Below are 13,149 nucleotides of genomic sequence, written 5' to 3'. Positions count from 1 at the left end.
GCGACCGACATGCAAACTCTTGGGAGAAATTGATGACTAACCGTGTGATTCCCGATGATTTCCCGAGAGAGCCAGGCCATGGCGTCGTCTCAGGTGCGCAACCCAAGCTCGTCCTGCGCAGGATTGATGGACGGTACTACGCGGGCCTCACTGAGGATGAACTGTGGGAACGTTACGACGCATGTGAGGACCTTGCTCAACAGCTTGCAGGCTACGCCGCGCGCAAAATGTCTGAGCACGTCTGTCCATTGGACGATGTACTTACTCGAGTCGAAAAGAGCGTTGCCAACAAGGTCAGTACTGGCCGCTGGGACCTTTCGTCTGCCGAAATAGCCTGGACGATGAAGCGGACGCGTGAGTTGCTGACAAACCAAGCGAAAGGCGAGGGAGGTGGGCGATGACCAGACATAGTACGTTTGCTGCAGCGAAGGGTTCTTGCGAGGAATGAAATGACGCGGCGACTGCAGGACATCATTGGGAAACTGTACAAGTCTCCCGCAGACGGGACGCGTCAAGTTTTTGCGCTATCGCGAGCGGATGCGGAAAAGCTACCTCAACTACCGGCTGTGGCGCTTATCTCAATCACAGCGCCCGAACGCCCTCAGGCAAACATCGGTAGCTTTGCTCATGTTCTGCGTTTGAGCTTTGCGGATGTCGATTTCCTGAATCCAAACCTCTCGGCGAGGGCGCAAGAAAAACTCATCCACGCATTCACCAAGGACCAAGCCCAAGCGGTTCGCACATTCGTCGAGGGTCTGCCGCACGAAATCACATCGGTGGTTGTGCACTGTGAAGGCGGGTACTCACGCTCATGTGCGATTGCCGTAGCACTGCATCGACTATATGGCTTCCGTGCGGAGCTACGGCACCTCTCGCAGGCTAACTCTTCAATCATTCACGTGATGATGGGCGACGGCCACGGACAGCATGAATGTAAGCGAGCTCGCCGTTGATGAATGTCCACGCATTCTATCTCGTAGGCATGACACGACCATGTGCTCACGATGTAGAGAGTTGACAGGTTGCCAGCCTGCGATGCTCGAACGTGCGGCTTCATCCGGAGAGTGCCAATACCGCTCTTTCCACAAACATAGGCTTAACCGAGAGAGGTTTCACATGCCTCCTACTCGCCCAAAGGGCTCAGCCAAAAAGAAGGTGTACACCTGCACCGCCTTGCTACGGGTGGTGAGGCTGAGCCTAGCCCTCCCTGGCAGCTGCCTGGGATGCGCCTTCACTCAGCCGCCACCCCTCCTTCTACGGTATGGAGCCGGCCTCGCCCGACAGACTTTTTGCCTCGCGCCTCTATCTTCGCCAGCGCGCCGAGCTTCTCAAGGCAACCCCCCAGTGCTCGATTTCCCTCACGCCCTGGTGGTTGGTACCCCGTCAGCGCGAGCGGCAACAACGACATCACCGAAGCCCGTCATCCGTGACGGGGCGGCCCTCACCACCCGGCGGCTTTGCGCGCGGCGGATAGCATGTACGTCCCTGCATATGAGTATATGCATCACAGGTGAGCATGAAACGCAAATCGAAGAAGTCTTCCCTGAATGGGGCAATGCTTCGCTCGAGATAAGCTGATTTGGACGGTCGATGAGCCCAGCAGATGATGGGAAGCGGACCTAAACTGGGAAGTGAGCGCCGTCACCTACGTGCATCACAGGGATGAGGCTGCCGCGCCCGAAAAAGGAGCACGATGATGTCTTCGGAGAATCAAATTGACCTGGACATTGCACTTCGCAAATTGCACGAGCTTGCGTTAGCGGACGGTGACTTGGGTTACGAATATTGGTATCGAGTTGGTCAACTCCTCAAGCGGGCAGCCGGCATGCAGTCAGAAATTGACGCATTGTCGCGAGAGCTCGAAATTTGCCGTGCGAAGCTGAGGAAGCCGTATTGGCGCTCGCTAAAATAGGCCTTGGTCAGCATGCCAGATGTGGATACAGACGCCGACCTCAACGACTGAAGCTAAGTCGTCCGAGATTTGTGTTCGTTGAGCGTGCAGGATATTGGCGACGCTTACCCCCTCGCCTGCGCGAATTCGCTTCTAGCCAAATGAATACGCTTAGTTATCGCTATCTCGTGCAGGTATTGAATTCACTCAGGGCCCGTTGGCGGGCTTGCTACGATAGAGAGTGATGGGTTCCGACGTTTCATGCGGGCAGTGTTCGACGATGTCAAAGGCCTCTGACAGTACGAGGACACGCTTGAGCTTGCTGACACCGTACGCCTGCGGATTAAGGTCAGGGTCGAGCGAGCGGAGGAAGGCCCCGGCACGGGCTAACGACGTCAGGCCGTTCACGGGCTCGGTCCGAGATTCGGCCTCCTGGAGAGCCCGAACTATGCGAGTGGTGGGCCAAGTCGTCTCGCTCGGGTCAGACAGGTCCACATACTCGACATGGGCAGGGAGTTCCTGCTTTAGTGCCGTGTAGACGGCCACCCATTCAGGGTCGTCCTTGAACTTTGCGGCCAGCGACGCTCCCAGGCTGACACCTAGTAGATGGACCAAGTCCTGGAGCGGTTGCGCTTCGTGATGCTGGTCGTCAAGAACTTGTATCGCTGCACGGCAACCGGCCTCGGTCAACAGCGAGACGCCGGGCATTTCGTGGAAATGGTGAACGAGTTGATTGCGCTGCTCTACCATGCGCTCGAGATACTGCGCTACAGCGTCCGTGTCCGCATTTATGGACTCCTGGAGATTTTCCACCAGCTTCCCTAACGTTTGGCCCTTGGCCTTGTCCCGAAACCTGGCGAAGGCCTCGTCACCGCTAGCACTCCCTTTCGGGTGCATAAATGGCAGCATGAACTTCAATGCTGATTCAATCCGCTGGAATAGCAGGATATTGCGGCCGAGCCGAACGAGAACCGAATTCAGCAGCACTGCGTGGTCGTTTTCCATGAAGGAGTCCGCAAGAATGAAGGACCTATCATCGCACAGGCATGGGCTGGAGTGTCCCCGCTTGGGAGCCAGCAAATAGCGACCCAAGAGGTCCAGGTTGACAAGCGGATGGCCGGACTCGCGCAGAGCAGTCCGGGTTGGACCCTATCGTAGTGGGCTGCCTGTCTTTGTAAACCTGTCGAACGAGTAAACATGTTCGGCAGGATGCTCGTCGCACTTCCCCACCAGGCGTCCTGGAAACTCTCTCCGACCATTGTAGAGATGGACAGCCTCTCCGCATTTGGGGCAGCGGGCTGAGTACCGCACCAATCGTATGACTCGGACGTGCTGCCCGTCGCCCGCAGGCTCTTTTGCTGCTTCGAGTTGAACGCCACGCTCACGTAACGACAACAGCAGGTCGGGTGCCATGATAATGCGCAAGTCAATCAGCCTCCAGAATGGGCTAAGAAATGCGAAACCCAGCCATCCGACCACCGCGGCGAACAATATTAGGGTAGCAATGTCACCGCTTGGTATTCTCGCCGACTGTGTCGTCAGAGCTAGCCACAGCAGAACGAATAGCGCTCCGATGACCGCGAGCCCGCCAAAGCCATACACGAGGAAGGCGACGCGCCTCCATCCCTTGAGGGCAAAGCCAGTCCGGATGAGTGGCTTCAGCCAAAAGGCCGGCTTCAAGGTCAGGTCTTGCACGTAGGCGACGCCGCCGGGCGCAATCTCCGGGGAATGCGCGTTGGCTGAAGGAAGCTTCAGGAACTCGATGGCGTAGGTGGAGTTATTTCCAGCGCCACCTGCGCCGGAAGTCTTCCTGGGCCATGCATAAATCGATAGCCCTGCCTGGCGGGCGAAGTCCTGGATGCCGGTTTCACGCTCTTCAAGGCGCTCCTCAAGATTGCTCCAGATTTTGGCGAGCCAGGCGGTGGCCCGCTCTGGCGTCACAGGTTGTTCCGCCATCTCCGCAACGTTGACGGAATTGTAAACAACTAGGGCTTTGCCTTCGTTCAACCTCTTTCGAGTGTGTTCAGCAAGTCCGCGCGCGACTCTCAGCGCCTTCGTCTCCTTCCCCTGCAGTTTGAGAAAGCCCAAGAACGCGTCGAGTGCGGCCAGCCTTTCGTTCTCGTTAGCCTGGAGTATCTGGGGCTGGCCGCTGTCTATGTTATTGATTTTAAGAAGAATATTTCCGTCTTGCACAGTTTCTTCCACCGTTGGCAACTGTTTTTGATTACCCGTGCTGGCTAGGCTGGCCTCGTTTCCAACACAGGAGGTCATCATGTTTGAACGAAACGGAGTATGGACTTTTTCTATTCTGGGTGTGTCGGTTCACGTGCGCGAATTGCCCAGAAACAACATCGCAGTGTTCCACCAAATCTGCGAGCCTGTTCGGAAACTGGTCGAGCCAATTTGCCGAGGACGTGGGTATTGGAACCCGGAGTTCAAGAATTGGATTGTGTTTGAGACATTTAAGAACACCGTTTTGGCGGAGCTCGGCCAGATTGCGGCCGGTCGCTGACCCTCCGACCGCAGGCAGCCAGGGCGATGCCCCTGGCTCGATGCGGGGAGCGGGAGATTGGTTTGTCCCAACAAGAAGGAGGTCTGTTCGGCCGAGTCATGGCGTTATCCCCGAGGCACGGAAGTTCAGGCACATCTTCGTAGGGGCGTATCACGTGACTCGGGGTGGCGCATGAAAGTGCCGGCGACCGTGAAAGCCAGTATATTTGGGGCGCATAGCAACTCCCAATCGGCCAGGAAATCCACGTGTCCAACACCCTCACCGCAAAAGAACAGACGCTGGCGAAGATTTTCAGCGATGAATACGTGTTCACCATACCGGGCTACCAGCGGCCTTATTCATGGGGTAATGACCAGGCTCAGGAACTTCTTGACGACCTGCTGACCGCACTAGAGACGGCGCCCGAACAGCTTGGAGATGCCGTACCGTATTTCCTTGGCAGCATTGTTCTCATCAAGAACGAGGCTTCGCCTGATGCGACGGTGGTCGATGGTCAACAGCGTTTGACTACGCTAACGCTTCTGCTTTCAGCCATCAGGACCACGATAAATGATGGCGCAGTGCAGGCAGGTATCACAAAGCGCATCTACGAGCATGGTGATGTCGTATCCGCCACGGCAGCCAGCTATCGACTTTCACTGCGAGAGCGAGACAGAGATTTTTTCCGCCAGTACGTCCAGCACGAGGATGGCTTAGCCAAGCTTATTCAGCTCAATTCGATACTGCCGAGTGCGCAGGAGCGTCTTCGAGCAAATGCCAACGTCTTTATGACCGGACTTGCTGAACTGGAACAGTCCGAGTTGGTTCGACTCGTCCAGTTCATTATCACGCGCTGCTACCTCGTCGTGGTCGCGACCCCCGACCTTGATTCTGCCTATCGCATTTTCGGGGTTCTCAATAGCCGCGGCCTGGATTTGAGCGCTACAGACATTCTGAAGGCAGAAATCATTGGGGGCGTAGAGTCGGGGTTGCGCGAGGCGTACACAAAAAACTGGGAAGACGCGGAAGAGGATTTGGGGCGCGACGAGTTCGGCGACCTGTTCGGCCATATCCGTATGGTGTATCGCAAAGCCAAGCCTCACGGGACGCTGCTCAAGGAGTTCAAGGAGCACGTCGCTCCAGTCGCGCAACCGCAAGTGTTTGTCGATAAAATCCTACTGCCGATGGCAGACGCTTTTGCTGCGCTAAGCGGTTCAGATTACGCTAGCCAGATGCACGCGGAGCAGGTGAACGAACATCTGCGCTGGCTCAATAGGCTGGAGTTCAAGGACTGGGTTCCGCCAGCATTATCATTTTATGTACGGCATCGCGAGCAGCCTGGCCTGATGTTGGCGTTCTTTCGTGACCTCGAGCGCCTCGCGTATTCGATGCTGGCGCGGAAGGTCGGCGTGAATGGTCGAGTAGAACGCTTTTCCGCGCTGACGGGAGCCGTCGAAAACGGACTCAACCTCTTTGACGGGATGTCAGCGTTACAACTTTCGCCGGGTGAGCAGTATGACACGTACTCAATGCTAAATGGGCCGCTATACGACACGCATTCTGCACGGGCCGTTGCGTTACTGCTCTTGCGCCTGGACCGTCTCCTGTCTGACGGGAGCGCAATCTACGAGCATGACGTTGTCTCGGTCGAGCATGTGATGCCGCAGCAAGCCGCTCCGAACAGCCAATGGGTAACGTGGGTTCCAGATACGAAGGTCTATCAAAGTTGGGTGCACCGCTTGGGCAATCTTGTTCTACTGAGCCGCAAGAAGAACAGCTCGGCGAGTAATCGCGACTTCTCGTGGAAGAAGACCACGTACTTCTCGAAGGGCGGAGTCAGCAGTTTCGCCCTTACGACACAGGTACTCCAGCATTCGGACTGGACCGCCAATGTCATGCAGCAGCGGCAGACGTTTGTGATGGATTCATTCGAGAATCACTGGCGCCTGGAAGACCGCAAAAGTAAGGCCGACCTCGCGAATGAGATGTTGTCTGAACTGTCGGCGAACGGCGAGGGCGTCGACTTCGAGCTGGAAAGCGCTAAGCACTGCCTCAATGCTTTGGCGCGAAAGAGTGGTAGTGCCTTCATTGTCCTTGCCCAGTCGCAGGCGAAGCTGGATTGGTCCGGGCAACCGCATTCATACCAGCAGCTACGCGAAGGTTTGCGCAGCGAGGGTTCCCTGCAGTTATCGCCCGACGGCTCGCACCTGGTCTTCATACGGGATGTGAATTTCTCCAGCCCTAGCGCAGCGTCTGCCACTGTTTTGGGGCGCACCGATAATGGTCGCGACACCTGGCGACTCAAGGGGACGACCATCACTTACGCGGCTTGGCAAGACAACTTGCCAGAAAATCAGCCGGCGAATGGAAACGCGAATGAGGGCCATGGGAGCTCAAGCCAGGCATGAGGGCAGTCACAGGACTGTTCCAGAAACTAAGAGGTGCCGGATGTGCGGCTACACATTACAGTTAGATTGCATCTCCGTGCGCCTCTTGCTCCAGCGCCGCGTTTTCTCGTCGACCTGAACCAAAGCGCAAACTTCTAGGCCGGGCCGCCGGCTTAGCTGCCCGCCCCACCTGGCCTCATCCCTCAAACGGTGGTCATACCAGCGACGACTGGTAACCGTGCCTGCTCCGCTTGGCAAAGCAGCGCCTCCGACAACGAGGCTGTGCCTTTTGGGTCAGTCAGTTGCTGCGGAGTTCTCCCCTGCTTCCCGCTGTCGCATGCCGCAGTCCGCGCTGCACTGCTTCCGTTGCAATACACCGTGCAGCTCAGCGGAAAAAAGTGCCTTATCATTCTCAGAATTCCAAAACTGCTGCACCAACTGCGCGCGATAGGAAACGTCATGGCAACAGGCAAAGGAGGCTTCCTCATTTCTTTCGAGCCGGAGCGTTCGCGCTTATTCGAAGACCGGGCTCGGGCACGCGAGCCCTTTTCCCTGGAGCTCTCGCGCTTGGACAACTCGGCCAAGACACGAGAATTCTTCTTGGTGTGCTTCGATGGTGAGGGCAAGCAAATCTCCGCCGCTGCAATGGCTTCCTACAAGGCGGGGCCCCAAAACACCGGGGCGCGGAACTACCGGTTTTCGGACTTTGTGTTTTTCGAGCCGATTTCGGTGACGCAGCTTGAGAGCAGGGTGTCACCCGGAACGAAGAAGTCGCTTGTGAGGAGCGTTGGCGGAGTCGCAAGGAGGATGCCGCCCGTTGCCTGGGAGGAGGTGCGTAGAACGGTATCGGGATTGCGGCCATCCATCGCAAGCGAGCTTGAGGTCCTGTGGCAAAAGGTTTGCCAGCCCGAACGGATTGAAACTTCGAGCAACCTGCAGACACTTGCTTTGCAGCGAGACGCCATTGGCTTGGCGCTGGATTGTGCGAAACTTGGGAACACTCGTCGTGACGTGTTTAGGAGGGCTAAACTGGTAGACGAGAGCGCAAAAGAAGACTCATTTATCTCGTACCTCGAAGGGGTTGCGCCGACCCAAGAGCGCGAACTCGTCGACTATGACCGGAATGCATTTGCCAGTCTCGTGTTGCCGGACTTCGCGGTAACCGGAGACCTTTCAATAGGAGAAGGTTCACGCAAGCTCCATGTGCAAACGCTCGACAAAGGACCACTTGAGACTGCCTTAGGTGTTGACTTGCTCATCTACTTGGCTGACCTGGCATCGCTGGTCATGATTCAGTACAAGTGTTGTGACAACAAAAACTCTGAATGGACGTATCGCGCCGACCACAAGTTCTACGACCAAATGGAAAGCATGCGGCAGGCCGAGATTGCCTTCGAGCAGATGCGGATTTCGAGAGCCAATGGGTATCAAGTGCCTGAAGTGCAGATGCATCAAAGCAGGCTTTGTACGGCCCCGTTCTATGTAAAGTTCTGCAAACGCCTGCCACTGCAGCGGCAAGATGGTGAGCTGTGTGATGGTCGTCTGTTGCGCCGAGCTGACGTCGCTACGTTGCTTGAACTAAAGCAAACTCAAGGACCACGGTCCGGGCAAATCGTGAAATACGACTCAATACCTCGCCATATGTCGAACAGCGACTTCTCAGGATTGGTGAGCGGGGGGTGGATTGGTACAAGCCATCTTACGCCCGAAGACCTTTCAGCGGTAATCGGTCGCCTTCTGAAGACATCATCTCGAGTCGTTCTGGCAGCGGCTCAGAGAGCCTGACCGTGTCACCAGCTCCGGAATCCGGTGGTTGCGTTCACCGTGGCTCCCACACTCGTAGTCTGAATTCCAGGATGCCTTGCGTCGCTCGTGCTCACCTAATCAGCTCAGCCAGAGAGGCAGATGAACATATGCCACAGCCGGCACCATCGGCTAGAGGACCGCGCCGCATTGCTGCTGGTCGAGAGAAATGGTCGCGACGATGGACTCGAACTCCACCATCAAATCCGGATGGCGCTGCGCAACGTATTGCCGAGCAGATTCGTTTTCGAGGAGCTTGGCGAGGTATCCTTTCGCAAGTACCAGATTTAGTACGTCTTGACCGTAAGTCTGTTCCACGAGCTTGTACTGCCCCTGCAGATTGCTCATTTCCCGCTCCATTTTCGCCATCTGCTCCGGGTTGACGCCCGTCAGTTTGCGTGGCTTCTTTCCCTCCACGAGAAACGCGGCAGGCGTAGCCACCAATAAAGCCTCAGCGTAGGAGACTGACACGTTGTTCGCGGCCACCATCAGTTCAACGCATTCGACCTGCCGCGTCGGCTTCATTTTGCGAATAGCGCGAACAAGCTCCGCCGAGAATTGCCGGTCTCCCAGAAGCTCAGCCGCTTCCGGGCAAATGCCATCGAGCAGCGACATCTTTTTTATAATCTGGGACACGTCTACGGAAAGAGCTTTCGCCAATCGTTCGGGTGACACGCCTCTTTCAATTACACGCCGTATCATGTAGTGCTCTTGAATTGTAGAGAGGCGATTTACGCGGTTGTTATACGTGTAGCTCTCGTCATCAGTTGCGACGAGGCAGGCAGCCCGCTCGTACCCCAAGTCCTGGATGGCAAGTAAGCGGAGATGCCCGTCTAGCAGGACATGTTGGCCGGAAGATTGGTCCGCAGGCGTTACAGAGAGCGGTTCGATGAGGCCCACCTCCTCAATGGAGGTTCTTATCTGCTTAAATTTTCGCGATTCCACCACGGGTGCCGGTATCCTGCGCGATGGCAAGATGTTGGTGACCAGCACCGACAACGGCTCGGGGATGAACCCAAGAGTCACGCCAGTCATGTGGCACTCCCGATTGGCCAAACACGTTCGGCAAGATACTTCGGCAGGCTGGCCAGTCCCTCCGCTCGAAGCAGGTTGATGAAGTTCTCATCGGCAAACAGTTGCCTCAACGCGCCCACCACAAATAGCAGCCGTTGTTGCGTGAACTCGGCCTTTCTCACCATGGATTTCTGACGTTCTACCTCGTGCTCATACGTCCGTACGAGACTCGATGTCGTGACGGCGGCAGACTTGCTCGTCATGTTGTGGGCTGTGCTTCGCCCGAGCGCTTTTCGGCGCTCGATGACTCGGCGGGCGTTCATCAGTTGCTTGCCCCGCAATTTGCCCGACTCATAGGCCTCTTGGAGTGCTGCTTGTATTTCGGCGTCGTCGTCGCCGGCGCCAACAATCGTAAGCGCCGCATTCAGGGGGACAAGACCTTTCTCCACCGCAACAACTAGCCGTTCTTCTCCTTGGCGCAGCAGGGTGAGAATGCCTTGAACGTAAGAAGGCGTAAGACCGGTCTTTTCTGCAATGACCTTCGGCGTATATCCCTGCTCCTGCAATTGACGAATGCCAGCAAGCCGCTCAAGTGGGCGACACTGTCTGCGCGCGATGTTTTCCGCCAAACTCATTACGAACGCGTCCTCGTCGCTCACACTTACAACGAGTGCGGGGATGGTCGCTTCCCCGAGCGAGCGGAATGCCTTCAATCGCCCCTCGCCGCACACGAGGAGGTATTTCTCTATGCCACCGGCGGTCGCTCGCGGGGTGACAACAATAGGTTTCTTGAGGCCGATGGTCTTGATGTTGTCGACGATTTCCTTGAAAACTCGACCATTGCGTTCTCGCGGATTGATGACTTCTATCTGAGAGACGGGGACCATCCGGATTTCACCGAGCTGCTGCCGCGAGTTCACGCTACTCTCCTGAGACGTGCACGCTCGGCCATGCCATAGAGGTAGTCCAGCGTATCGAAGCGATAACTCTCAAACTCGATTGGATTTTGGTCAGCGAGGTGAATACGAGGTTGCAAAAAATCCAGACGTGGCAATAGATAGTAGTCCAGCTCCGAGGCATTCATTTGGTCGAGCCGCACCGCAACAGTAATATCCGGAAGCAGGCTCGTATCGAAGCGGACCTTCCAATGATTCCGGCCATTGCCATGCGCCTGGCAGCGCGCGAGCACGATGCACGCCGTGAACTCGTCATTGACCGTCAGCAGGTCGGTAGCCGGGTCGCGTATCACCGTGCCGCCCAAATCCGCGATTTTCCTCTCTGTCTGCGCGACGATTTCTGGATGCAGTTTCCGCAGGAAGCGGTTGGTTTCAATGTATTGATAGTCTCGTCCAGGGGTAAAACCGACTGTCTGGTATGCACGAATTAGGCTGCCGAACCGGTACACGTAGACTGACGTAGAAGGCATGCCATCTGTTTCATCAATCACTACACCGGAAAGAAATCCGCGACTACGGTACAGGTTGCGCAGTCGCTCAATTAGCTCCTCATTCGAGTAGCGACGAGCTCTGGCCCTCATGATGCCCTGAGCCGTGTAGAAAGTTTCGCTCGGTACAATTCCCTGAAATGCGCCCTCCTTTCGAATCCACATGTCCGGCGTGTTGGACACACGCATCTTCTTCAGCTTGAATGAGACCCGGTTGTATACGTTGTTGCCGATGTATTTCTCGTTGGTAAATACCTCTCGTACCGTGGCTCGCGTCCACTCTCGGTCAAGGTCAGTCCGTACATGCATACCATTCAAGCGAGCTGCGATTTCATACTCGTCGAGTGACTCGTCGATAAACCAGCTGTAGATTAGATTGACGATTCGCACTTCGCTTTCTGGTCCCGGCATGAGGATTACCCGGTCTGTCTGCAGGCTTTTATGTTCGCCGCGGCATAGTTCTGCCTTCATAAGGCCGTGCTCATCGACCAATACGCGGCGTAGCCCGTAGCCGGCTGGACCTCCTTGTCGGAAGCCCATCTCAATCAAACGGCACTGGCCGGCGAATACCTTCGCGGACAACTCTCGGCTGTACTCGCCAGCCATTGCACGTTTTACCCCTTTCACGATGGTCGAGACAGGCGAGCCATCGTTCTCGAACTGCTCTGCGCAGTACGCAACTTGGATGCCGGCACGGCGGCAAATGTACTCGTAGTAAGCGCTCTCGTCGGCATCCTGGAATCGCCCCCATCGACTCACGTCATAGACGAGGATTACGCTGAAATCAACATTGCCACTGACCACATCTGAGATGAGATTTTGAAGTGCCTTGCGACCGTCGATTCGAAGGCCACTCTTACCCTCATCAGCGTACGTGCGGACGATTTCGAATCCGCGACGGGATGCGTACTCTCGAATTTTGTCGCGCTGATTCTCGGTCGAATACTGCTGATGTTCGGTCGACATGCGGAAATACTCCGCTGCCCGTCCGGCCAACGAGCCGGCAACGACTGCAGCAACCGCGTTATTGGATGACATTTTTCACTCCGCAACTCAGACATAGACCGCGGATGGCACCGAACGCAAGGGAGCTTCAAATGCGCGCACCACGGCTTCACATCAGGTGGTGGCGTTTGAAAGCGAACTTGGTGAGGCAAGGGTAGCAGGCACGACGCCAAGGTGAATCACGTCATCTCTTTGCAATCATATGGGGGGCGCTGCAGGTGCCGACAGGACGGCGATATGGACGGTCCACGCGTTCATTTTTGCAATGCTGGCCTCGTCCGCATGACACAGTACATAGAAGCCAGAACCCAACGTCCGATGGCGCCCTATGACATCCATGTTTGCAATCGGTTTGAAAGTCCGCCTTGCATTGCGCATCCGCTGCATGCTGCGGTTGCGCTCTCGATATGCCGGATGAGCAGCTCGATACTCGCGCCAATAATTGGGGTGAGTTATGCGCCACTTCGCCTGGGCCCTCGCTTGGTTGTCGCGATAATCGGTGTCGGTACGAAGTCGGCGGTTTTGCCAGTCACGTCGACGGGCGCGCTGGCAGGCTTTCTCGGAGCAGTAACGCTGGTGGGGAACATGCGGCAACGGCACAAACGCGTTACCACAGGCGAGACAAAGGTGGGTCGATTTCATGAATGCCCTCCAAGTCGGGTTGCGACGGGCGCACGCAGACGTCTCGAGTTGTCACGGCGGACTAGGTGTGCCAGAAACATACAATTCTCGGACAGTCTTGCAGACGAGTCGCACACTTTTCGGACGAGTCACGGTCGTCGACGCCTGAAATCGCACACGCTTCGGTCACCCCGAAAGTCACTCGTCGATTTCATGGGTTCTTTCCAGCTCGGGTTGCTACTGGCACGCCGCCGTCTCGCCCGCCAGAGAAATCACCGGCCTGAGATGGGATAGAGATGGGTTTTCGGTGCGCACCCGGCAAATTCCCATCACCCGCGAAAATCGCTAGAATTTCCTTAATTCAAGCGAAGTTATTGAAAAGCTGCGTATTCCGGTGAACGTGACCGACGATTCCGGCGCAACGTGACCGTTGCGCGCGAGGGGATGTTACGCGGTTCAGATTGTAGAGGGCGCGGTCACGATGAGTTGATTT

The 13,149-nt window shown here is 56.2% G+C and carries 10 protein-coding genes; 4 read left to right on the top strand and 6 right to left on the bottom strand.

What is annotated here, in order from left to right; genetic code table 11:
* Positions 1-32 precede the first annotated feature (32 nt).
* Complete coding sequence (locus tag KHO41_RS33310) at positions 33-401, top strand: hypothetical protein (protein WP_211957500.1); 369 nt, start codon at positions 33-35, stop codon at positions 399-401.
* A gap of 1,697 nt (positions 402-2,098) precedes the next feature.
* Here the strand turns inward: KHO41_RS33310 and KHO41_RS33305 are convergent.
* Both KHO41_RS33305 and KHO41_RS33300 read right to left on the bottom strand, forming a co-directional pair.
* Positions 2,099-2,896 carry an OST-HTH/LOTUS domain-containing protein gene (locus KHO41_RS33305; protein ID WP_211957499.1) on the bottom strand — a complete coding sequence of 266 codons (798 nt, stop codon included), beginning with the start codon at positions 2,894-2,896 and terminating at the stop codon, positions 2,099-2,101.
* A 144-nt stretch (positions 2,897-3,040) separates the two neighbouring features.
* Positions 3,041-4,165: a hypothetical protein gene (locus KHO41_RS33300; RefSeq protein WP_211957498.1), complete on the bottom strand. Its 1,125-nt coding sequence runs from the start codon at positions 4,163-4,165 to the stop codon at positions 3,041-3,043.
* Here KHO41_RS33300 and KHO41_RS33295 point away from each other — a divergent pair.
* From KHO41_RS33295 to KHO41_RS33285, 3 genes are all read left to right on the top strand, one after another.
* Positions 4,164-4,403, top strand: a complete 240-nt coding sequence (locus tag KHO41_RS33295; protein ID WP_211957497.1) for a hypothetical protein — start codon at positions 4,164-4,166, stop codon at positions 4,401-4,403. The two genes, KHO41_RS33300 and KHO41_RS33295, sit on opposite strands and share 2 nt — an antisense overlap.
* Positions 4,404-4,648: 245 nt before the next feature.
* The gene (locus KHO41_RS33290) at positions 4,649-6,790 is read left to right on the top strand and encodes a DUF4357 domain-containing protein (protein ID WP_211957496.1); all 2,142 of its coding nucleotides are present in this window, start codon (positions 4,649-4,651) and stop codon (positions 6,788-6,790) included.
* Between the two features lie 438 nt (positions 6,791-7,228).
* Entirely contained in the window at positions 7,229-8,554 is a 1,326-nt protein-coding gene (locus KHO41_RS33285) for a hypothetical protein (protein ID WP_211957495.1), read from the top strand.
* A gap of 150 nt (positions 8,555-8,704) precedes the next feature.
* Here KHO41_RS33285 and KHO41_RS33280 read toward each other — a convergent pair whose 3' ends face one another.
* From KHO41_RS33280 to KHO41_RS33265, 4 genes are all read right to left on the bottom strand, one after another.
* Positions 8,705-9,607 (bottom strand): plasmid partitioning protein RepB C-terminal domain-containing protein, encoded by a 903-nt coding sequence (locus KHO41_RS33280; RefSeq protein WP_211957494.1) that lies wholly within the window; start codon positions 9,605-9,607, stop codon positions 8,705-8,707.
* Entirely contained in the window at positions 9,604-10,473 is an 870-nt protein-coding gene (locus KHO41_RS33275) for a plasmid partitioning protein RepB C-terminal domain-containing protein (protein ID WP_376989892.1), read from the bottom strand. The genes KHO41_RS33280 and KHO41_RS33275 overlap by 4 nt, the downstream gene beginning before the upstream one ends.
* A 29-nt stretch (positions 10,474-10,502) precedes the next feature.
* Entirely contained in the window at positions 10,503-12,068 is a 1,566-nt protein-coding gene (locus tag KHO41_RS33270) for a recombinase family protein (RefSeq protein WP_211957492.1), read from the bottom strand.
* 165 nt (positions 12,069-12,233) lie between these two features.
* A complete protein-coding gene (locus KHO41_RS33265) occupies positions 12,234-12,677 on the bottom strand; it encodes a hypothetical protein (RefSeq protein WP_211957491.1) in 444 nt (147 codons plus the stop codon).
* Positions 12,678-13,149: the final 472 nt, after the last annotated feature.

This window comes from Cupriavidus numazuensis (assembly GCF_905397435.1).
GTDB classification, from domain to species: domain Bacteria; phylum Pseudomonadota; class Gammaproteobacteria; order Burkholderiales; family Burkholderiaceae; genus Cupriavidus; species Cupriavidus numazuensis.
The sequence above is the reverse complement of the archived record's forward strand: the minus strand, read 5'-3'. Positions and strand labels throughout refer to the sequence as shown.